Raw genomic sequence first — 23,313 nt, 5'->3', positions numbered from 1 at the left:
CGGAGATGGTGATCAGGCTGGTTTGTCGAGCACCAGGGCGACGTAGCCCGTGCAGCGTCCTACTGAGCAGTGGGCGTCGACACTGGCGAGGGTGTGCCGCCAGTCCTGTTCGCTGAACTCGCGCAAGTCGGGCCAGCGCAGGCACAGCAGTTCCCGGCCGGCCTGGTTCGTCGCCATGCGTGTCAGGAGAGCGCCGAGACGGGAGAAGCCTTCGATCACCGGACGGGTCCAGTCGACGGTGCGCCGTATGACGAACCCCGTCTCCTCCGCGTGCCTCAGGTAACGCCTCAGGGGCTCGAACTCGTCGAACTGCCACGCCTCGCGTACGAGGCCCAGTGGATCGAGCTGCCGGATCATCGACGGATCGTCCGTGTTCCAGACGAAGTCGACCAGGACGAACCTTCCGCCGGGGCGCAGTACCCGGAAGGCTTCGGCTAACAGAGCGCGGCGGTCGGCTGGAGAGAGGTGGAAGGCCGCCTCCAGGCAGAGCACTCGGTCGAACGAGCCGTTCGTGGCACGGATGCCCTCTGCCTGCGGCAGGGTGGTGACATCGGCCACGGCGAAAGTGGCGCGGACGGCGTCGCCGTACCGGGCGCGAGCCTGTGCGATCTGGTCGGCGGTGATGTCGACCCCCACGGCGTCACAGCCCGCGGCAGCCAGCCGGGCGGTGGTGTGGCCGCGTCCGCAGCAGGCGTCCAGCACCCGATGTCCCGGACTGGCTTGCAGGAGTGCCAGGCTCCTGGTCTCGAGCCGTCGTTGAAACCAAGCCAGCCCACCGACGATCCCGGGGAGGGTCGGAAGGGTGTGGTAACCGAGGTTGACCAGTGCGCCCCAGCCCAGGTGCCGGCACAACCGGAACAGTGGATTGGCATCGCCGTAGGACGCTGCAAGGCGGTCCTGGCCCATTGAGTTCCTTCCTGTGTGTTCCAGGCGGCTCGCAATACCCGGGAACGCAGGGGCAAGCAGGCGTGCCGGACCGTACCCACGCACGGTACAGAACAGGTGCTTACCGGCGAAAGCGGCGGTGTGCCAGCGGTTCTGCCTGAATGTCAGCACAACGAGTGGTGCCGTTCCCGTGGCCTCGTCCCACCGCTTTTCGCGTGAGAACGTGGGCCAGCATCAGGGGCGAGAGCGGGGGGGTACGGTGCGGGTGGCGTTGACCGGTGCCACGGGTTTCCTTGGCCTTCGACTTCTGCACGAGCTGTTGCGCCGTCATCCGTCGGTCACGGTGCTCGCGCGCGGGGAGCCCGACCGCGTACGGGAGCGGATCACCCGAGGCCTCGGCCGGTTCGCCCCCGGCCTCACCGGCCTCGCCGACCGCGTCCAGGTGGTGTCCGCCCGGATCACCGAACCTGGCCTCGCCCTGCCGAAGAGTGACTACCAGGAACTGGCGGACTCGCTGGACGCGATCTGGCACTGCGCCGGGAACACCACACTCGACGGTGACCTGGCCACGCTGCGCGAGGTGAACGTGGAAGGCACCCGGTACGTCCTCGACCTGGCCAGGGCCGGACGCCGTACCCCCGTGGTGTTCCACGTCTCCACGGCGTTCGTGGCCGGGGCGCGTCGGACCGGGGTGGTGTACGAGGACGAACTGACCGATGCCTACGGCTTCGAAGGCACCTATGAACGGTCCAAGTTCGAGGCGGAACAGTTGGTGCACGCGTGGGCGAGGGCCACCGGCCGGCCGGTGGTGATCTTCCGGCCAAGCGTCCTGACCACCGGTCTGCCGCCCCACCCGGATCTCCCGGAACACCCGTTGCTGAACATCACGCGGAACCTGTCCGGCATCGCACGGAGCCAGCTCGGCCCCGGCCGGACACCGGACGTGCTCCTCTCCCGGACCAACCGCTTCCGGATCCTGGGGCGGCCAGACGGACAACTCAACCTGATGCCGGTGGAATCCGCCGCCGCCGTGATGGCCCGGCTCGCCGACCTGCCTCCCCCCGACGGGGTGGAGACCTACCACGTCGTACACGGCCAGGAGACACCGGTCGTCGTGTTCGGCAGACTGCTGGAGCAACTCTCCGGGGTCCGTATCGCAGTTGTGCTGGAGCTCCCCGACCCCTCGCCGTACGAGTCGGTCCTTTCACTGGTCAGGGGGGTGTTCTGCTATCTGCGGCACCACCGTCGGTACGACGACTCCCGGGTGAGGGCCAGACTCGGACCGGCGGGCGTCCCGGAACACATCAGCCTGGAGTACCTGCTGTCCGGGCTCCCACCCCGTACGGAGGCTGCCCCAGTTGACCTGGCACCGCATCACTGAACTGCTGTGGCCCGCTTCGAGACGGCGGGTCGACTCCTGGGGCCGTTCCCCGGCCGTCCTCGTGTCGCGTCCCCGGGCGTGTTCCTCCGTGCCCGGCAGTGCGGCCACCCGGGAGGGGGACTCGGCGAGCCCGCCCGCTGTCGGTCGTGCCGCCGGGGACGGTCGCCACAGGGCAGTCGGCCCAACGGGGAACAGGTACGGGCCGGCCGGAGGACCTACGCCCACACCGACGCCGCGTCCGGGAGGAGCCGACCAGTGAACACCACTCTGTCCGAGGCGCCCGGACGCGCCGCCGACGTGCCCCAGGTCTGCTGGCGGCCCGGCTCGGAGCCGGCCGCGTTCGACCCGGCCGGGATCTCCGCCTACGCAGCCCGGATCCGTGAGCCTTTGTACGTGGTAGGCGGCGGATCCGGGTACGGGTTGGCCGTGGGCGGGACGCTCGGGCCCGGCGGGGGCCACCCGCTCGTCGGACTGGCCCCACCGGTGTACCCGGAGTGGCTTGGTGACCGAGGCTTCGCCGAGGCACACGGAACACGGTTTCCCTACGTGGCCGGGGAGATGGCCAACGGGATCGCCACCACCCAGATGGTGATGGAGCTGGCCGGAGCCCGGCTCATGGGCTTCTTCGGCGCTGCCGGACTCGCCCCCGACCGGGTGGAACAGGCGGTGACGGAGCTGACCGCGGCGTTGGGCGACGCGCCCAACTGGGGCGTCAACCTGATCCACTCACCCGGCGAGCCCCGACTGGAGTCGCAGGTCGCCGACCTCCTGCTGCGTCACCGTGTACGCCGGATCTCGGCCTCCGCGTTCATGGACCTGACGCCCGCCGTCGTCCGCTGCGCGGCGGCCGGACTGCGGCGGGACGCCGACGGCCGGGTGGTCAGGGACACCTGTCTGTTCGCCAAGGTGTCCCGTCGTGAGGTGGCCGAGAAGTTCATGTCGCCTGCGCCGGAGGCGCTGTTGGATGCGCTGGTCCGGAACGGGGCTCTCACCGCTGAGCAGGGCCGGCTGGCCCGCCTGGTCCCGGTCGCCGAGGACGTGACCGTCGAGGCCGACAGCGGCGGTCACACCGACAGCCGTCCGCTGTCCGTGATTCTGCCCGAGCTGCTGGCGCTCCGGAACACCCTGGTGGCCAGGTACGGCTTCCTCCGCCCGATCCGGGTCGGTGCCGCGGGCGGTCTGGGCACCCCCGGCGCGGTGGCCGGTGCCTTCGCACTCGGCGCGGCCTACGTGATGACCGGATCGGTCAATCAACTGGCAGCAGAGTCCGGGGTGTCCGCGGACGCGCGGGAGCTGCTGGCCGGAGCTGGCATTACCGACGTGGCCATGGCCCCGGCCGCGGACATGTTCGAGCAAGGCGTTCAGGTCCAGGTGTTGACGAGGGGCACCCTGTTCGCGGCGCGCGCCAAGCGACTGTACGACGTCTACCGGCGTCACCGGTCCCTGGCGGGGATCCCCGCCGACACGCGGCACAGACTGGAGAACGAAGTGTTCGGCGCGGACCTGGACGCGATCTGGGCGGACACCGAACGGTTCTGGCTACGGCGCGACCCCGGACAGCTGGCCAGAGCCGAACGCGACCCCAAGCACCGGATGGCCCTGGTATTCCGGTGGTACGTGGGCAACGCCAGCCGATGGGCGATCGAGGGCCGACCGGAGCGCCGCACCGACTACCAGTTGTGGGCCGGTCCCTCGCTCGGCGCGTTCAACAACTGGGCCCGGGGCAGCCTGCTTGCCGATCCGTCCAGGTGCACCGTCACGCAGATCGCCTTGAATTTGCTGGAGGGCGCCGCCGTGATCACTCGCGCGCACCAACTGCGTACCTTCGGGCTTTCCATACCGGACTCCGCCCTGACGTTCCGTCCCCGCAAACTCGCCTGACCCCTGCAGGAGTGTCCGCGCAGATGAGAGCAGAACGTGCCCAGGTTCCCGTCGCGGTGGTCGGTCTCGCCGCGTTCACCCCAGGCTCCCGAGACGTGGCAGGGTTCTGGCGGAACGTCCTCGCCGGCCGGGATCTCATGTCCGACGTACCGGTGGAGCGTTGGTCACCGGCCGACCACTACGACCCTGACCCGTTCGCTCCGGACAAGACCTACGTGCGGAGGGGCGCGTTCCTGCCTGACTTCGAGTTCGATCCGTTGGCGTACGGAATCCCGCCGAGCGACCTTGCGGCCACCGACACCGCCCAGCTGCTGGCCATGATGGCCGCGGGTGACCTGCTGGCCGACTGCGGCCTCGGGCAGATGACCGCACAACAGCGGGAACGGGTCGGGGTGGTACTGGGCACAAGCGGCCTGGCCATGGGGTTCGAGGTGTCAGCGCGGCTCTCCCGGCCGGTGTGGAGAAGGGAACTCCTCGCCTCCGGTCTCGACCCGGCCGCGGCCGACGAGATCTGCGACCGGATCAGTGCCAGCTTCCCGGCCTGGACCGAGGCGACCTTCCCCGGGCTGCTCGGCAACGTGGTGTCCGGCAGGATCGCCAACCGGTACGACCTGCACGGCGTCAACCACGTGACCGACGCCGCGTGTGCCTCGTCGCTGGCCGCGCTCTCCACCGGACTGGGTGAGCTCGCCCTCGGCAGCTGCGACCTGGTGATCTGCGGCGGCGTGGACGTGCTGAACGACATCACCATGTACGTGTGCTTCTCGAAGACTCCGGCGCTCTCTCCGACGGAGGACTGCCGGCCGTTCGCGGCCGACGCCGACGGCACCATGCTCGGCGAGGCCGTGGTCATGTTCGCGCTGAAGCGGCTGGCCGACGCCGAACGCGACGGGGACCGGATCTACGCGGTGATCCGGGGCCTCGGCGCAGCGTCGGACGGCCGGAGCAAGGCCATCTACGCGCCGCTGGCCGCCGGCCAGGAACGGGCGCTGCGCCGGGCGTACGACGTGGCTGGGTACGGCCCGGAGAGCGTGGAACTCGTCGAGGCGCACGGCACCGGGACCAAGGCCGGTGACGCCGCCGAGTTCGCCGCGCTGAGGGAGGTGTTCCAGGTTGAAGGACGCCCTGGCCGGCAGTGGTGCGCCTTGGGCTCGGCCAAGTCCCAGTTCGGGCACACCAAGTCCTCCGCCGGCGCCGTCGGAATGCTGAAGGCCGTACTCGCCCTGCACCACCGGGTGTTGCCTCCGACCATCAAGGTGGGGCGGCCCAACCCCGAACTTGAGCTTACCGATTCCCCTTTCTACCTGAACACCGCCACCCGGCCCTGGATCAGCGGCGCTGGTCGGTCGCGCCGCGCCGGCGTGTCGAGCTTCGGTTTCGGAGGCACCAACTTCCACGTCACGCTGGAGGAATACGTTCCCGCCAGGGGCGGCCGACGAGCCTGGCACCTCCCGGCGGCCCCCTGCGAACTCGTCCTGTTCAGCGCCTCCTCCCCCGGCGCACTGGCCGAACTGATCCGCCGGCCCCGGCCCGACCGGCCGTTGGCGGCGATCGCGCGGGAGTGCCAGGCGGCGTTCAGGACCGAACACCGGGCGAGGCTGGCCGTGGTGTCCGACGACGCCACCGATCTGGCGGGGCGGCTGGACGCGCTGGCGGTTCGGGTGGAGGCCGGGGTGCCGTTCTCCGCGCCCCGGGCGCACTTCGCCACCGGTGATCCCGCCCCCGGCCGGGTCGCTTTCCTTTTCCCCGGCCAGGGCGCGCAGTACGTGGGCATGGGCGCCGAACTCGCCGTTCACCACAGGGCGGCCCGGGAGGCCTGGGACGCGGTCGCGGCAGTCCTCCCGGTGCACCGGGAGGTGTTCCCGCCCCCCGTGTTCAGCGAGGAGGACCGTGCCTCGCTGGAGGCGGCACTGACCGCCACCGAGGTCGCTCAGCCGGCGCTGGCCGCGCACAGCCTGGCCCTGCTGGCCGTGCTGTCGGATCTGAAGCTGACGCCTGACTGCGTGGCAGGGCACAGCTTCGGTGAACTGGTCGCCCTGCACGCGGCGGGCTCCTTCGACGCCCCCACCCTGGTCCGGCTGGCCCGGCGGCGGGGGGAGCTGATGCGGGACGCGGCCACCACCGCCGGGGGGATGCTCGCGGTGAACGCGCCCCTGGGGCGCATCGAGGAGCTGACGGAGCAGGTGGACGGGGTGTGGGTCGCCAACCACAACGCGCCCCGGCAGGTCGTCCTGGCCGGCACGGACCAGGCGTTGACCGCCGTGGAGGCCCGGTGCGCCGCGACCGGCGTGGTCACCCGCCGGCTGAACGCCGCCGCCGCGTTCCACAGTCCCCTGGTCGCTGACGCCACCGAGCCGTTCACCCGTTTCCTTGCCGACCTCACGGTCCACCGGCCGGCACGGACGGTGTACGCGGGAGCCGATGCGGCCCCGTACCGGCGCGAACCGGCGGCGGTGCGGCGCGGCATCGCCGCCCAACTGGCCGCGCCGGCGCGGTTCGGCGACATGGTGGAGGCGATGTACGAGGACGGGGTGCGCACCTTCGTCGAGGTCGGGCCCGGCACCACCCTGACCGGGCTGACCGGTGAGGTACTCGGTGACCGTGAGCACGCGGCGATCAGCCTCGACCGGCGCGGAAGCCACGGGTTGGCCGCGTTCTACGACGGGCTGGGGCGGGCAGCGGTGCGCGGGGTCGCCATGGACCTGTCCCCGCTGTGGGAGGGGCACAAGCCCGTGCCCGAGCCGGATCGTGAGGAGAAACCACGGATGACGGTCCTGATCAACGGCGGCAACCACCGCGATGACCATCGTGGCGGACGTGCCACCCCCGCAGCTCCGGGACCGGTGGCGTCGCCCGACGGGGCGTCGGGGCGGCCGGGGCCGGTGGTGCCGCCCGCGGCGGTGTCGGAGGCGACACCACCGGCCCCGGGCCCCGGCACCGCGCGGCCCGCCCCGGGCCCGATGCCGGCGGCGCAATTGTCGGTCCAGCCGGTGGCCTGGTCGGCGCCGGTGTCCTCTGCCGGCCCGTCCCCGAAACCGGTCCCGGGTCTCGCCGAGCCGGCCGGGCCCGGCACACAGGCACCGCTGATCCCCGGCCAGGTGGCCACGGACAGGCCCGGAGACATCCGGCCGGGCACGCCAGCTCCCGTGGCCACCCCGAGCGTCCGGTCCACCGGCTCGGTCCACCCCGCTCCGCCGACGGAATGGTTGCGGCTCCTGGCCGAGGTCCAGCGGCAGAGCGCGGAGGCGCATGCCACGTACCAACGGGTGACCGCTGAGAACCACCAGCTCTACCTGCGGACGGCTCATGCCTCGATGGAGGCCCTGCTCGGCGCCGCCGGTGTCCGTCTCCCCGCCGTCGGCGTGGACGCCCCGCAGCCATGGCCTGTCGCAGAGGTCGCGGTGGGTGCCACCGGCGCGCAGGTCGTGCCCTCCGGTCAACCGGTCCACGCCCCCGTGCTGCCAGGTACGGTCCCCGGCTCCGGCCAGCCCTTCCGTTCCGGTTCGGGCGGCGATAGGGGTGAGGCGACATCGGCTGTGCCGGCGCCATCCCCGCAGGCCACCGTCGTGCCGTCGCCCGTGGAGGCCCCGGCGCCCGGGCTGGTGCTGCTCGAGCCGCAACCGGACGCGTTGCGGCTGGACGGGCTGCCGCTGGACGGGCTGCCGCTGGACGCCGAGTCGATCGGCGCGCTGCTGCTGGAGGTGGTCGCCGAGCGCACCGGCTACCCGGCGGACATCATCAACCTCGACATGGAACTCGAGGCCGACCTGGGCATCGACTCCATCAAGAAGGTCGAAGTGCTCTCCCGGGTCCGCCAACGTGTGGGTGAACTGCCCGCAGCCGACCTGTCCGAGCTGGCGTCCTTGCGCACGCTGCGGGAGATCTCGGTCAAGGTCGCCCAGCTGGCGGGACAGATCGATGACGCCGGCGACCAGGCGTCCGCCGGTCCGTCGCCGGTGTCCCCAGTGTCCCCGAAGCCTCCCGGGACCTCCGCCCCCGGATCCCCCGAGGACGTGGACTCCGAGCCCGCCGCCGGTCCGGAAGCCACCGATGCCCCCGCCGCCGAAGTCCCCACCGCCACCAACCGTCCGGAGCCGGTCCGCCTGGCGGTACGCGCCCTGCCGCTGGCGCCGGCCGGGCTGGCCCTGGCCGGTCTGCGCGACCGGGAGCTCCTCGTACTCGACGACTCCACCCGGGTGGGTCATCTGCTGGTCGAGGAACTCGCGGCCCACGGTGTGCCGGCGCGGCTCGTTACCGGTCTTCCGGCCGAGGCACGGTCGGTGATCCTGCTGGACAAGGGCGACGACCCGCCGGCCGCCTTCGCGGCGGTCCGGGGGCTGGCCGACCGGCTCAGCTCGGCCGGCGGCCTCCTGGTCACCGTGCAGGACACCGGGGGCGACTTCGGGCTGAGCGGAAACGGCGGCCGGCCGGTCCATGGTGGTCTGGACGCACTGGCCAGGACCGCCGCCCGGGAGTGGCCCCTGGCCACGGTGAAGGCCATCGACTGCGCACGCACCGGGCGCAGTGACAAGCAGGTCGCTGCCGCGATCGCCGCCGAGCTCACCGCGGGCGGACCGTCGATCACGGTCGGTCTCCCCGCCGACGGAAGCCGGACGGTTCCGCTGGCGTGCCCCGTCGCACCCGGCCCCGTCGAACCCCGGGCCGATGCCGACTCGGTGATCGTGGTCACCGGCGGCGCACGCGGCGTCACTGCGTCGGCGATCCGCGAACTCGCGGCCGCCCACCGGCCCAGACTGGTGCTCCTCGGCCGTACCGCACTGGCCGAGGAGCCCCCGGGGCTGGCCGGGGCCACCGACGAGGCGGGCCTGATCCGGCTGCTCGCCACCGGCCCTCGCCAGGCCCCACCAGCCGAACTCGCCGCCGAGACGCGGCGCATGCTGGCCGTACGTGAGGTCCGGCAGACCCTGCGGGCCCTGGAGAATGCGGGCTCGCCGACGCGCTACCTGTCCGTGGACACCCGGGACGAGGTGGTCCTGCGCGACGCCCTGGCCGAGGTACGCCGGGACTGGGGCCCGATCACCGGGGTGGTGCACGGCGCCGGGGTGATCGCCGACCGATTGATCGGTGCCAAGACCGACGAGCAGTTCGCCCTGGTGTACTCCACCAAGGTGGACGGGCTACGCGCCCTGCTGGCCGCCACCGCCGACGACCCGCTCTCCCTGCTCGTGGCGTTCACCTCGACCTCCGGAGTGTTCGGCAACCCGGGGCAGGCCGACTACGCGATGGCCAACACCGCCGTCGACCACCTGCTCTCCGCGTACGCCGCCGCCCATCCCGGTTGCCTGACACGCTCTTTGGCCTGGGGTCCTTGGGACGGCGGCATGGTCACCCGGACGATCGCGGAACGGTTCCGCGCCGCCGGGGTCGAGCTGATCGAACCGGCTGCCGGAGCGCGCGCGTTCGTCGCCGAACTCGCCGACCCCGGCGGGCCCACCCGGGTGCTGCGCGCCGCCGGGAAGGTGGCTCCCGACGTCCTTGCCGAGCAGGGACCGGTCGCCGAACTGACCCTCGCCCGGCCGCAGTACGCGCTGCTGGACGACCACCGGATCGACGGGGCACCGGTGGTTCCGGTCGCCGTCCTGGTGCACTGGTTCACCGGGCTGGCCCGATCCTGGCGGCCGGACACCGGCCCGTTAGTCCTCCACGACCTGCGGGTACTCCGCAGGATCGAACTGCAGGAACCGGGCGAGAGGCTCGTGCTGCGCGGCCGGACGAGGACGGACGAGTCCGCACGGCGCGGCGGTCTCACCGTCGAACTGGGCGCCGTGGGGGCCAAGTACGCCGGCACGGTGGTCGCCGACGGCCCGCCGCCGGACCCGCACCGCTGGCGAACGCCGGAAGGCCTCGAAGAGGTCCCCGAACCGTACGACGGACCGGCGCTCTTCCACGGCCCGGCGTTCCAGGTCCTGGACCAGGTCCGGCTCGGCGCCGACGGGGGTGTGGCCGCGCTCCGCCCCCAGGACGCCGAGCCCTGGCTGGCCGTGCCCTGGACGGTGGACGTCGCCGCGCTCGACGGCGCCCTCCAACTCGCCGTCGGCTGGGCGTTGCGGGCCGGTGTCGGGGCGGCGCTGCCGATGTCCATCCGGGAGTGCCGGATCCACCGGGCGGGGACCGACTGGGGAGCAGCGCGCGTCGTCGTCTCGGCACGACGGACCGACGGGATGTCCGCCGAGTGCCACGCGGCCGTACTGTCCGAGGACGGCACCGTGCTGGCCGAGCTGCTCAGGGTGGAGCTGATCCGCCGGCCCGACCTGACCGAGGGCTGACGCGGATGCGTTCTCCGGAAGCGACTCCTCGGCAGGCGCCGTTCTTCGAACCCGTCGCGATCGTCGGGCGCGGCTGTGTACTGCCCGGTGCGCTCGACCCGGACACCTTCTGGGCCCAGATCGCCGCAGGCCGTTCCGCCCTGTCACCGGTGCCCGACGGACGCTGGCGGGTGCCGCTGGCACGGGTGTCGGGTGCACCTGGTGACACCGATCGGATCTGGACCGACATCGGAGGTTACGTCCACGGCTTCGACGAGGCGTTCGACCCGACCGGGTTCGAGCTGCCCCCGGCCGAGATCGCCCCACTGGACCGGGTGTTCCGCTGGGTCCTGCACGCTGGCCGGCAGGCGTTGGACGAGGCGGGCCGGCCCGATCTCGGCCGCGCGGGGCTGGTCCTGGGCAACCTGGCGTACCCGACCACGGCCATGGCCCGTTACGCCGAGCACGTGTGGCTGTCCGGTTCGGGGCGGCCGGGGCCGAGCGACGACCTCCGCCCCGATCCCCTGAACCGGTTCGGGGCCGGTCTCCCCGCCCATCTGGCCGTTCGCGCGCTCGGCCTCGGCGCCGGCGGTCATGCCCTGGACGCCGCCTGCGCCTCCTCCCTGTACGCGGTGAAAGCCGGCTGCGACCGGCTGCGGGACGGGGACGCCGACCTCGTGCTGGCCGGGGCGGTGGCCGCCGCCGACAGCCTCTACATCCATCAGGGGTTCTGCGCGCTGACCGCGTTGAGCCGGTCGGGCCGTAGCCGTCCCTTCCACCGGGAGGCGGACGGACTGGTGCCCGCCGAGGGCGCGGTACTGTTCGCACTGGCCCGGCTCGATGACGCACTCGCCCAGGGCATGCCGGTCCTGGGCGTGATCCGGGGCATCGGGCTGAGCAACGACGGCGTGGGCGGTGGCCTGCTGGCCCCGGACCGGGCCGGTCAGGAGCGCGCCGTGCGCGCCGCCTACACCTCGGCCGGGATCGCACCGGAGACTGTTTCGCTGGTCGAGTGCCACGCGCCGGGCACCCCGAGCGGGGATGTGACCGAGGCACTGGTGATGCGTGAGGTGTTCGCTGATGCGGTGGACCTGCCGATCGGTTCGGTCAAGTCCAACCTGGGGCACCCGCTCGCGGCGGCCGGCGGTGCCGGTCTGCTGAAGGTTCTCGGTGCGTTGCGTGCCCGGGTGCGGCCGCCGTCCCTGCACGCGGACGCGCCGTTGGACGTGCTCGCCGGAACGCCGTTGCGACTGCTGCGGGAGGCCGAGGAGTGGCGCGGGCGGCGCAGGGCAGCGGTCAGCGCGTTCGGATTCGGCGGTGCCAACGCGCATGTGGTCGTCGATGCCTGGGAGCCCGGTCGGGCCGCATCCACCGCTGCCCTCTCCCCCCGCCCTGTTTCCAGCCGGCCACGGGTGGACCAGCGGGTGGCGATCGTGGCGATCGGTGCACGGGCCGGGTCGGGGGCCGGCTACCGGGACCTGTGTCACGCGGTCCTGGACGGCGTGCCCAGCCTCGGCCCCCGGCGCTCCATCGAGGTCGCGCTGACCGGGCTGCGGTTCCCTCCGGCCGATCTGGCCGAGGCGTTGCCGCAGCAGGTCCTTGCCTTGGAGGCGGCCCGGGAAGCCGCCTCCGCGACCCGGCTGCCGCCCGACCGGACGATGGTCCTGATCGGCATGGGCACGGACCCCGAGGCGGCGCGTCCCGGTGCCCGCTGGCGTGCGCCGGGTTGGGACACCGCCTCCGGCCTGCCCGCTCCGGTGCCGGACTGGCCGGACGCCTTCCGCGCTCCGCTGGTCCCGGAAACCGTGCCGGGCACCATGCCCAACCTGGTGGCCCACCGGATCAACGCCCAACTGGACCTGCGCGGCCCCAGCCATGTGGTCTGCGCGGAGCAGGCGTCCGGCCTGGTCGCCCTGGATCTGGGGGCGCGGGCGCTGCGGGCGGGGGAGGCGGACGCGGTGCTCGCCGGCGCGGTCGACCTGTCCCATGAGCCCGTGCACCTGGCGGCGCTGGGCGCGCTGGGAGATCACCGGCCCGGTGGTGACGTGGCCGTCGTCCTGGTGTTGAAACGCCTGACCGACGCCGAGCAGGACGGCGACCAGGTCATCGCGTTGCTCGACCACGCGACGGACCGGACGGCCCCCGTCGGCCTGCTGGTCGGCGACGCGGACGCCGGAGGCACGGACGGGACCCACCGGATCCGGGACCAGGAGGTCCCGCCCGATCGTGATGGCGACAAGCTCGACAGGGGCCGGGCGGGGAACCAGGAGGACGGGGACGACCGGGACGTGACCGGAGGGGACGGCGAGCCGGCCGGCCTGCCGTCCACGCCCCGCGTCACCGCCCGGTACGACCACAGCGAACTGTTCGGGACGGCCCATGCCGCGCACGGCGCGCTCGCCGTGGCGGTGGCCGCGATCGCGGTCCACCACCAGGCGGTGCCACGGTCGGGTGCGGCCGCGCTGCCCGCCGACGCGCCCCTGACCGCCTGCGCCCGGGTGACGCCCCTGGGCGCCTCCCCGATGTCGGTCCGCCTGCGCCCGGCCGGCCCGCCGCTGCCCTGGTCCTCGATCGCGCCCCGCTCCCACGTGTTCTCCGGCGCCGATCGGGCCGAGGTGCTGGCCGCACTGGCCGACGGACGGGAGTCCGACACCGGTCCCGCCCGCCTGGTGGTGGTGGTCGACCAGGTCTCCGAGACGCTGCGCGAACGGCTGACGGTCGCACGCCACTGGTTGACGTCCGGGGGGCCCCGCCCGGACCAGATCGCCTACCAGGACGCCCCCACGAGCGGGGAGGTGGCTTTCGTCTTCCCCAGCGGCCAGGCGAGCTATCCCGGGTGCGGGGCGGAACTACGACTCGCCCTGCGCGCCCCCCGCACCGAGGAAGCCGCCTGGCCCGTCCCGGTGCTGGAGCCCCGGCACCCCACCGGCACCGACCCGGTCCCGGTCGTGACGCGGATCCGGGACACCACCGAACTCGCAGCCCTGCACGGCGAGATCATCCAGAGCCTGCTGGGGCTGCGGCCGGACGCGGCGATCGGCTTCTCCTCCGGGGAGTCCACCGCACTGATCGTGCTCGGGGCGTGGCCCGACGCGGCCGGCCTGTACCAGGCGGTCTCCGACAGCGACGTTTTCCGGTTCGATCTGTCCGGGGAGTTCCGCGCGGCGCACCGGTTCTGGCGCGGACACGGCCAGGAACGGGGGCGTTGGGCCGAGTACCTGGTGCACGCGACCCCAGCCGACGTGCGCGCCGCCCTGGCAGGCGAACCACTGGCACACCTGCTCGCCGTCGACTCGCCCGACACGTGTGTGATCGGCGGACTGGACGCGGCCTGCCGACGCGTGCTGGACCGGATCGGCCCCGGGCTCCCGATGGCCGACGGGTACCAGATGGTGGCGCACGCCCCCGAGGCGAACCAGGTCGCGGCCGCATTTCGCTCGTTGCACCGCCGGCCGACCAGTCCCACGCCGGGCATCCGCTATTACAGCGCGGCCACCGGCGAGCCGTACCCGGTCGATCCGGACCACGTCGCGGACGCGCTGCTCACCCAGATGACCAGCACGCTCGACTACCCGAAGGTGGTCGAGCGGGCCTGGACGGACGGGGTGCGCGTGCTGATCGAGCACGGCCCGCAGAGCGGGCGTACCCGGTCGATCCGCCGGATCCTGGCGGACCGGGACCACCTGGCGGTGGCGCTCGATGTGCCGGGACGGGGACTGCGGCAGCTGTGCGACGCGGTCGCCGAACTTGTCGCCGCCGGGGTCTGCCCTGATCCCGCGCCGCTGTTCGACCGGCTCACAGCGGCCGCCAGGCTGCCGGCTGATCCGGGGAGGACGATCACCCTGCCGGCGCACCCGCCCGCGATCCGGCTGCCCGGAACAGATCATCCGGAGCAGCGGATGGAACCTGCGCCGGTATCGCCTCCGGCGACGGTACCGACGAAACCGGTCGGCGCGCCGGCCGGTCCCGGTACGGCGGTCCCCTCCGATGCCCAGGGCTCGGCCTCGCCGCGGGCCAGGGCTGTACCCGTCGCACGATCCGCGTCGATCGGCCCGGTGACCGCTGCGGACCATCCGGTGCCGCCCCTTGCCCCTGCGAACCGCCGGGCGCCGGCCGTGGCCGCTGCCGACGATCCGGTGCCGGCACTTGCCGCCGCCCACCACGCCCGTCTCGCCGTCGCCCAGCGGGAGTTCCTGGAACGGCAGGGCCAGGCTCACGCGGCGTTTCTCCGCACCCGGCAGCTGGTGATCGGCGCGGTCACCGCCGTGACGGCCGGCGGTGACCGCGCCCTGTCCCCCGCCCCGGATCCCGCGCACCTGCCGCAGGCCATCGAGCCCGCGCCGGTGGCGATCTTGTCACCGGGCTCTCCGCCCCTGCCGTGGCGACCGGCTGTACCGGAGCGGCCCACGCGGGGACTGTCGCTGCCCCTGGACCGTGCCCGGCTGGAGTACCTGGCGCACGGGCGGATCTCCGACGTCTTCGGTCCCGCCTTCCGCGCGCAGGACCACAAGCGACGGCAGACCCGGTTGCCGCGCCCCCCGATGCTCCTGGTGGACCGGGTCACCCGGCTCGACGCGGAACCCGGCTCGATGTCCACCGGCACGGTTCACACAGAGACCTACGTCGCCCCGGACGCCTGGTACCTGGATCCGGCCGGCCGGATGCCCGCGGGCCTGTTCATCGAGGCCGGCCAGGCCGACCTGCTGCTGATCAGCTGGCTCGGGGTGGACCTGCTCGACCACGGCGACCGGGTCTACCGGCTGCTGGGCTGCGAGGTGACGTACCACGGACCGCGGCCGGCCGTCGGGGAGACGTTGCGGTACGAGATCCACGTCGAGGGCCATGCCGAGCACGACGGCGTGCGGCTGTTCTTCTTCCGCAGCGACTGCTATGTCGGTGAGGAGCTGCGGCTGTCGGTACGCCAGGGCCAGGCCGGTTACTTCACCGACGCGGAACTCGCCGGTTCGCAAGGAGTGCGCTGGAGCCCGGAACCATCACCGGCAGGGGCGGTCGACCCGCCCGCTGTTCCTCCGGCCGCCACCGCTTTCGGTCCCGACGCCGTACGCGCCTTCGCCGAGGGCCGACCGGCGGACTGTTTCGGCCCCGGCTGGGATGTGTCGCGCGCCCATGTGCGTACCCCGACTCCCGGGGAGGGCCGGCTGTGGCTGCTGGACGAGGTGAGCGAACTCGACCCCGCCGGGGGCCCCTGGGGTCGTGGCTACCTGCGTGCGGAGAGCGAGGTCCGGCCTGACGACTGGTTCTTCGACGGCCACTTCCACAACGATCCGTGCATGCCTGGCACGCTCATGTTCGAGGGCTGCGTGCAGGCGATGGCGTTCTATCTGGCCGCGCTGGGCTTCACACTTGACCGGGACGGCTGGCGGTTCGAGCCGGTGTCCGACGAGTCCTACCGGATGCGCTGCCGGGGACAGGTCACCCCCCAGAGCCGTCGGGTCCGCTACGAGGTGTTCGTCAGCGGACTGTCCTCCCACCCCCGGCCCACGCTCCGTGCCGACCTGCTCTGCACGGTGGACGGCCTGCCCGCTTTCCACGCCTCCGGGGTGGGGCTGGCACTGGTCCCGGACTGGCCCCTGGAGTACTGGCGGTGGCTGGGGCCGCCCGCCGTTCAGACCAGTGGGGCACCGGTGCCGCTGCCGGTGCTCGGTGGCCTGCGCGGTCTGTACCCCGACCCGGCGGCGGCCACTCTCGCCGGACGGAGCGCGGACTTCCCGCTGATGCTGGCCGCAGCCTGGGGCCGGCCCAGCGCGTTCGGCACCCGTGGAACCCGGTTCGACGGCGGCAAGCGTTGCGCTCGACTGCCGGGCCCGCCCTACCTGTTCGTCACCCGCATCGTCGACGCCGGCCTCGAACCGGACCGGCCGCGCCCGGGTTCCTGGCTGGTCGCCGAGTACGACGTACCGGAACAGGCCTGGTACTTCGAGGAGAACGGCACCCGGGTGATGCCGTTCGCGGTGCTCAACGAGGTGGTCCTGCAACCGTGCGGGATGGCCGCGAGCCTGCTCGTGCCGCAACCACCGGACGCCCCCGAGCTGCTCTTCCGCAACCTGCAGGGGAACGGCACCGTCCTGCGGGACATCCCGGCCGGGACCCGCGCCTTGCGCACCAGGGTCGAGCTGGGGGACCTCTCGCAGTTCGCCGGCGTCACCCTCGTCCCGTTCGAGGTCTCCTGCGAGGCGGTCGACGAGACCGGCGCCCTGCTGCCGGTCATGGAACTGTCCACGCAGTTCGGGTACTTCCCGGTGGCCTCGTTCGCCCGGCAGCCCGGATTGCTCCCCACCGCCACCGAACGCGCCCGGCTGGCCGAACCCTGCGACCGGGTGGTGGAGCTGCGACATCGTCAAGAACGCTACGGCTCCGGCTCCCTGCGGCTGCCCGGACCGATGCTGCTGATGCTGGACCGGGTCACCGGGTACTGGCCCGATGCCGGACGGGCGGGACTCGGCCGGCTGCGCGCCGAGCGCAAGGTCGACGCCGGTGACTGGTACTTCCGCGCCCACTTCTTCACCGACCCGGTGCAACCCGGATCCCTCGGCCTCGAAGGTGTGGTTCAGCTGCTCCAGTGGTACCTCCTCGAACGCGACGCCGGCACCGAGCTGACCGCCCCACGCTTCGAGTCCGTGGCCGTCGGTCACGAGGTGCGCTGGCTCTACCGGGGCCAGGTGGTGCCGAGCGACGGCGTGGTCACGTTCGAGGCCGAGATCACCGAGTACGGGACCGACGCGCGCGGCCGATACGTACGTGCCGAGGCCTGGCTGTGGATCGACGGACGTCGCATCTACCACCTGCCCCGTATCGGGGTCCGGGTGGTCGACGGCCATCCGGCCGTGCGGGAGCTGGAGCTGGACCCGGCAGTGGACACCTGGCTGGACGACCACCGGCCCAACTTCGTGGTTCCCGCGGTTCCCCTGATGACCACGGTGGATCAACTCGCCACCGCCACGGCCAGGCTGACCGGTCAACCGGTCGTCGGCCTGCGCGAGGTTCAGCTGCACCGCTGGCTTCCCCTGCCCGGCCCCGCGCGGATCCGTACCGACGCCGAACCGGCGGCCGGGGAAGGGACCGCGGTTCGTCTCTCCGTCTGGCGGGAGGCCGGTGAGCTGTCCCGGTACGAGGTGGTCGGCGAGGCCACCGTACTGACCGGAACCGTGCCGGGGCCTCCCCCGGCCCTGTTTCCTCCGCTCCTCGACGGCCGGCCGCAGCCGGACCCGTACGAGGCCGCGGAGCTGTTCCACGGCCCGGCGCTGCAGTACCTGACCTCACTGACCGTGGGCTCCACCGGCTCCAGCGCGGTGCTCGACGCCGGACGGGGCACCACGCCGTTCGGCCAGCTGGGGCAGGGGCTGCTCGACGGTTTCCTGCACGCCATCCCGTCCCAGTCGCTCTGGCGGTGGATTCCTGGCCTGTCCCAGGACCTGGTCGGCTACCCCCACCGGTTGCCCTGGCTGGACCTGTACGAGCCGCTGCCGACCAGCGGTGAGCTGCGGGTCGAGGCCCGGTTCACCGGCTTCGACCAGGGGCACCACCTGCTGCCGGTGATCGACGTCCAGGCCCAGATCGGCACCCGGGTCGTGGCGCGCCTGAGGCTGGTGGAGATCCTGGTGCGCCTGCCGGGGATCGAACGAGTGCCGCTGCGGGACCGCAGGGCCTTCGCGACGGGCCTCCGGTATGTCCCCACCGCCAGTCTGTCCAGCACCCGGGACGGGATCACCACACTCGCCGTCGACACGGTCCGCCGGTTCGACACCCTGCCGGGCACCACCTCACGGATCTACCGGCTTCCGGCCGGTCTTCCGCTACTCGAACGCAGCACGCGCATCGCCGTCAAGGAGCACGTGTCCGGCCTGGCCAGGGCCCATCCCGGACAGATCGAGGTGGCAGCCGACCTGCGCTCGGCCTGGGTGGCCGGTGCCCCCGGCACGGTCTGGCCGGTGCGGGTCGAACACGAAGCGGACGTGGTGGTGGTGCGTTGCCCTCTCCCCGACTGAGATGCCTGGCCCGGGGTCCGGGTACGGTGCTGGCTCTCGCCAAGTGGACCGGCCGTAAGTACTTCTGGGGGGCGCTGTCACATTATTGGGTGCGTGGGTCTCTGGCGGCGCGTCGGGGCGTGGGAGGGGCCGGGTTCCGGGCCGGTGCTCAGGCCTCGGCGGGCTGGCCGGCGGCGCGGGTGGTCTGGTCCCAGACGGCGAAGCGAATGGTCATCTCGGCGCGGTAGCCGGGGCGGTCATCAGGTGGCGGCGGGGCCGGAAGTGGGGTGAGGTGCCACTGAATGCGGCCAGGAACCGCTGGGTTCCGCCGACGCTGCGGAAGCCTTTCATGGCGCGTTCGCGCTGCCGGGTGGGCTGGTGGCTGTTCTCGGCCCGGTTGTTCAGGCCCTTGTACGAGCGGTGCTCGACGAAAGGGCATGACCTGGCGGTGGGTCGCTCGGCAGGAGCGCAGCTTGTCGGTGACGATCACCCGGGGCACCGTGCGGGTCGTCTTCGGCAGGCGGCGGAAGAAGCGCCGGGCCGCAGCCTTGTCCCGCCGGTTCTGCACGAGGATGTCCAGGACGGCGTCGTCGGCGTCGACGGCCCGCCACAGGTACTCCGACTCACCGTTGATCCTCACGAAGACCTCGTCCAGGTGCCTGTGCCGCTCGGAAAGTCACCGCTGCTGGTCAAGCCGCATAGGCGTTCCTCGAGGACGGCACCCGGCGCCTGCACCTGACCGGCGTCACCGCCCACCCGGCCGGCCAGTGGGCGGTGCAGCAGGCACGCACCTTCGCCGCTGACTTCGGCACACCGACGGGTCCCCGCGTTTCATGCTGCGCGACCGCGACACCACGTACACCGAGGTCTTCGACGCCGTCTTCCAGTCACAGGACGTGGACGTGCCGCTCGGCGCGCCCCGGACGCCGCGCATGAACGCCCACTGCGAGCGCGTGACCGGCACGATCCGCCGGGAAGCCCCGGACCACGTGCTGACCGTGAACGAGGCCCATGCGCGTCACGCCCTCGGCCGGCACCAAGACCACTACAACGGGCACCGGCCTCACCAGGCCCGGGACCAACTCCCGCCCGACGTGAGCGAGAAACCCGCCGCCGAACGCCAGCACGGCCACCCCGGCAAACTCCCACGCACCCGCACCCGCATCCTCGGCGGAGCGATCAACGAGTACCGATATGCGGCTTGACCAGCAGCGATGACTTTCCAAGCGGCACACGCTCCCGACGCCTTTCCGACCTCGACATCGAAGGGCAGGCGGCAGACCATCTCACGAGACAACCTGCCACCAGGCCACCGACAGCCGGGAAAGGTGCCAGGGCCTTCCAAGCCGTGGAGGACGCCGAACAGCGAAAACCCCGCCCCCTGCCTACTGCAGGGACGGGGTTTCGCATATCGAGCGCCGGGCAGGCCTTGCACCTGCATCTCCCCGCAGGAAGCGGGGCATCTTTCCTTAGACGACCAACGCACAGACAACAGCCGCCGAGGCGTACTGCCCATCTTCATGATCGATTTTAACAGACGCAGCACCCCCGCGTCGGCGGGGAGAGCCGGCCCTCGCTCTCAGCGCCGACGGAGTTCCTCGGACCAGTTCCAGAGCCGGTCCTTAAGGATCAGGTGGTCGCCGCGGGCCACGGTCTGCGGCAGCTGAGCGCACACGGTGGCTTCGGCAGCAAGACCGACCCAGCTGCCCCGTACCCCGAAAGGTTCGAGGTGCACGCTGCCGTTCCCCAGCTCGATGTCCTGGCTGCGTCCTCGGTGTTCGTCACGCACGGCGGCATGGGCAGCGTCATGGAGGCGGTCGCCCTCGGGGTTCCCCCGGTGGTGGTTCCGCAGATGGCCGAGCAGCGGGTCAACGCCGAGCGGGTGCAGGCCCTGGGCCTGGGTGTGTACCTGCCACGGGAGGAGGCGACTGGCGAAGCCCTGCGGGATGCGGTGCGCACGGTGAGAAACAACCCGCGGGCATGTGCTGCACTGGCGACGCTGGACCAGGACATCAGCCAGGCGGGCGGGAGCTCGGCAGCTGCGGACATCGTGGAGAAAGTCCTGGCCAATCGGCCGATGACGCTCTGACCCGATGCACGCCGCCAGCGACTTCCGCCGCAACAGCTCGGTCTCCGGTCGGCGCGCAGTTACATCTGAGCAGCACCCCGCCCCACTTGTCTGATGTGCCGTCACTGGAATTGTTCCACCGACACCAACCCGGCACCCGTACGAGCCGGGCTCGGCCTTCCGTTCCGTCGGGGGGCCGAGCCCGTGCCGCGTGCCGGCAGGCTCAAGCCCTTGCTGCGGCTGAGCTGTCCGACGTGTTGAGGAGTCAGTCGATCGCGTAGGCGACTGTCGGGCCGTACTGGTAGCTGTTGAAGGTGCCACTCGTGGCACCGACTCGGAAGGAGATGCTGTCGCCCGGGTAGTCGCGGGTACTCCAGAAAGAGATTTCTTTGGGAGTGTCGTCGCACCGCGCTTCGAACTCGAACCTGTGGCTCTCGCGGCTGGCCCACACCTGGAGCTTGACGTACTGAGTGGTCAGTGTGTTGTCCGGGCAGTACGCATCGAGCGTGCCCTTCACGCCGAACGTCCTCCTCGGATCCAGGTTCGGTGCCGCCACAGGCTGGACGCTCCCGTTGAAGCGCACGTCGTACTGGGTGTATCCCAGGGCGTCCTGGTCGATGTAAGCAACGTGTACTTCGCGGACCGCCGCATGGGCTGCGGGCGCTGACAGAACCTGCGGCAGGACGAGAGCCCCGAGAGCTGCCGAAACTCCCGCCACCTTGCGCATAAGACGGCACAAGCGAGGTCGCGCAGCCGCCGCGTCTGCGGTCGGCAGGCCCGCGTGGTGAGCCACCGTGCTACTGAACATGCTGCTCCTCGATGATGTCGGGCGGCATCGCCCTGGACGTTTCACATCACGCAGTATGCGGATACATCAAGGCATTTCACCGTTGAGTCCTGCTACATCACTCGTTAGTGGTACGCGGGTCTTCCTGGCTGGCGAGTACCGCGACGGCGTCAGCTTCGGCTGGGTGTGCAGAAGCTGTTCGAGGACGTGGTGCGGGGCGACGAGGACCGCTCCCATGACGCGGAGCGGGCGTGGCATCGTGGACGCCAGGCCGAGTGCGGTGTGGTGGAACCAGGTGGAACCGAGCTTGGTGCGTTCGGCGTTGGTGGCGCCGGCGTGGACCAGGTCGTAGGTCGTGCCGCCCGCAGTGATGCCGGAGAGCTGGCTGTGGTCGGTCCAAGTCTCTCCCGTACGGGGGGTGTTGTCGGCTGCGGCGGTTTCGTTGCCGAGCTTGTCGTAGGACCAGCCGGTGGTGGAACCGTCATGCGCGACACCACACCGCTCGCCCCGGTGACCCCGCACGCGGCCATCAGTGCCTTCAGCTACCTCCGGGCTGTCCAGGCCGACGACACCGGTGCCGCCCACGAGTTCGCCGGCACCGAGCCGCGGATGCCTGAACTGCTCGCCGACGTCACCACCCGGATCGTCGTCCCGGTCACCACGCTGCCCGGCCCCGGGACCGGCGAGCCGTGCGAGGACATCTTCGCCCTGGAGGCCCTCGGGCGCGTCTTCGTGACCTCGCTGCGGATCTGGGCGCAGACCTGGCCGGACACGGCGGAGGGCATCGCCCTCCGCCGCCATCGACTTTACGCAGCAGTTCCTCACCAAGGACCACGAGGACGTCGCCGACACCCTGCGCCAACTGGAAGCCGTCGGCGTGGGCCAGCCCCTCGATACGCACCTCGCACTGATCGGTGCGCACCCGGTGTGCCTCGGCACACCGGTCCAAGCCTCCACCGGCTGCCTGATCGAGCCCGGGATTCGTGGTCATAGGACGCAAACTCGCCTCGCGGGGGCAAGAGCCGCGAACCTGCCCGTAAGAATGGGCCAAGCCATACCCGCGTCGACATTCTGAGCCTTACGCCCCGACAGGTCGGCTCCGGCTGTCGGGCAACTGACCGGGGCCTCGGCGCTGGTGCACATACCGGCCGAGGAGATGAGCGGCAGGCAGGTCAGGAGATCGGCCGCGTGGATGTGTTGCCCGCTGCCTCGGGGGGACGCAGTGGTCTTGTCCGTACCGACCGTGATGCCTGGCGAGCGCACAGAGCAGAGCCACAGCATTACCCACTGAAGCCACCTCCTTGGACATCCGGCGCCTCCGGCTTGATGCATCAGACTCCCCCCCTGAATATCATGCAGTCATGTTGTACAGTCTAGCTGTAGGATTCGACGGTTCCGGGAAAGGACCTCCCATGCGATTCACCAAGTACGCCCATGCCTGCGTCGCCCTGGAAAAGGACAGCACCCGTCTCGTCATCGACCCCGGCACCTTCACACCCGAAGCGGCCGAGGCCGCATCCCGGGCCCACGCCGTGCTGATCACCCACGAGCACTTCGATCACTTCGACAAGGAGGTCGTGTCCTCAGCCCTGCAGGCCCAGCCCGACCTGCATGTCTATGCCCCGGCCGCGGTCGTGGACACGCTAGGCTGCCACGGCGGCCGCGTCCGGGCCGTTACAGCCGGTGACACCTTCGCCTTCGGTTCATTCACTATCACCGTGCACGGCCATCGGCACGCGCTGATCCACGGGGACATCCCGTGCCCCGACAACGTCGGCTACCTCGTCGACGACGGGATTCTCTACCACCCGGGTGATGCCTACTTCGTGCCCGACGCCTCGGTGCACACACTCCTGCTGCCGACGAGCGGGCCCTGGACCAAGCTCGGCGAAGCCGCCGACTACGTGCGCGCCGTCAAGCCCAAGCAGATCATCCAGATCCACGAACTCATGCTCAGCGACCTCGGCCAGCAGTCCACCGCCACCCTCCTCGGCGAGAACGGCCTGACCGGCACCCCCGTCACCCGCCTGACCCCCGGCACCACGATCCAGCTGTGAAAC

10 protein-coding genes and 1 pseudogene are annotated in these 23,313 nt (G+C 71.7%); 7 read left to right on the top strand and 4 right to left on the bottom strand.

Annotated features, from left to right (window positions below):
• Positions 1–12 precede the first annotated feature (12 nt).
• Positions 13–906: a methyltransferase domain-containing protein gene (locus ACIQ8B_RS31665; protein WP_403551621.1), complete on the bottom strand. Its 894-nt coding sequence runs from the start codon at positions 904–906 to the stop codon at positions 13–15.
• A gap of 244 nt (positions 907–1,150) precedes the next feature.
• Here ACIQ8B_RS31665 and ACIQ8B_RS31660 point away from each other — a divergent pair, with 244 nt between their 5' ends.
• The 4 genes from ACIQ8B_RS31660 (at position 1,151) to ACIQ8B_RS31645 (ending at position 18,419) form a co-directional block, all read left to right on the top strand.
• Entirely contained in the window at positions 1,151–2,266 is a 1,116-nt protein-coding gene (locus ACIQ8B_RS31660; RefSeq protein WP_290010223.1) for an SDR family oxidoreductase, read from the top strand.
• A 255-nt stretch (positions 2,267–2,521) separates the two neighbouring features.
• The gene (locus ACIQ8B_RS31655) at positions 2,522–4,147 is read left to right on the top strand and encodes a PfaD family polyunsaturated fatty acid/polyketide biosynthesis protein (protein WP_403551618.1); all 1,626 of its coding nucleotides are present in this window, start codon (positions 2,522–2,524) and stop codon (positions 4,145–4,147) included.
• 23 nt (positions 4,148–4,170) lie between these two features.
• Positions 4,171–10,434, top strand: a complete 6,264-nt coding sequence (locus ACIQ8B_RS31650; RefSeq protein WP_403551616.1) for an SDR family NAD(P)-dependent oxidoreductase — start codon at positions 4,171–4,173, stop codon at positions 10,432–10,434.
• Positions 10,435–10,439: 5 nt separating this feature from the next.
• Positions 10,440–18,419 carry a beta-ketoacyl synthase N-terminal-like domain-containing protein gene (locus ACIQ8B_RS31645; RefSeq protein WP_403551614.1) on the top strand — a complete coding sequence of 2,660 codons (7,980 nt, stop codon included), beginning with the start codon at positions 10,440–10,442 and terminating at the stop codon, positions 18,417–18,419.
• A 252-nt stretch (positions 18,420–18,671) separates the two neighbouring features.
• Here the strand turns inward: ACIQ8B_RS31645 and ACIQ8B_RS31640 are convergent.
• Positions 18,672–19,056 (bottom strand): annotated as a pseudogene (locus ACIQ8B_RS31640) (transposase); the annotation flags it as partial.
• A 175-nt stretch (positions 19,057–19,231) separates the two neighbouring features.
• Between ACIQ8B_RS31640 and ACIQ8B_RS31635 the strand changes: the two are divergent.
• Complete coding sequence (locus ACIQ8B_RS31635; RefSeq protein ID WP_403551612.1) at positions 19,232–19,603, top strand: integrase core domain-containing protein; 372 nt, start codon at positions 19,232–19,234, stop codon at positions 19,601–19,603.
• A gap of 428 nt (positions 19,604–20,031) precedes the next feature.
• A complete protein-coding gene (locus ACIQ8B_RS31630; RefSeq protein WP_403551610.1) occupies positions 20,032–20,487 on the top strand; it encodes a nucleotide disphospho-sugar-binding domain-containing protein in 456 nt (151 codons plus the stop codon).
• Between the two features lie 244 nt (positions 20,488–20,731).
• Here ACIQ8B_RS31630 and ACIQ8B_RS31625 read toward each other — a convergent pair whose 3' ends face one another.
• On the bottom strand, positions 20,732–21,274 hold the full coding sequence (locus ACIQ8B_RS31625) for a hypothetical protein (RefSeq protein WP_290010232.1): 543 nt from the start codon (positions 21,272–21,274) through the stop codon (positions 20,732–20,734).
• 66 nt (positions 21,275–21,340) lie between these two features.
• Positions 21,341–22,054, bottom strand: a complete 714-nt coding sequence (locus tag ACIQ8B_RS31620; RefSeq protein WP_403551608.1) for a hypothetical protein — start codon at positions 22,052–22,054, stop codon at positions 21,341–21,343.
• A 611-nt stretch (positions 22,055–22,665) separates the two neighbouring features.
• On the opposite strand from ACIQ8B_RS31620, the gene ACIQ8B_RS31615 reads away from it, so the two are divergent.
• Complete coding sequence (locus ACIQ8B_RS31615; RefSeq protein WP_403551606.1) at positions 22,666–23,310, top strand: MBL fold metallo-hydrolase; 645 nt, start codon at positions 22,666–22,668, stop codon at positions 23,308–23,310.
• Positions 23,311–23,313 lie beyond the last annotated feature (3 nt).

Source organism: Streptomyces sp. NPDC096105 (assembly GCF_044763335.1).
Classification (GTDB): Bacteria; Actinomycetota; Actinomycetes; order Streptomycetales; family Streptomycetaceae; genus Streptomyces.
The sequence above is the reverse complement of the archived record's forward strand: the minus strand, read 5'-3'. Positions and strand labels throughout refer to the sequence as shown.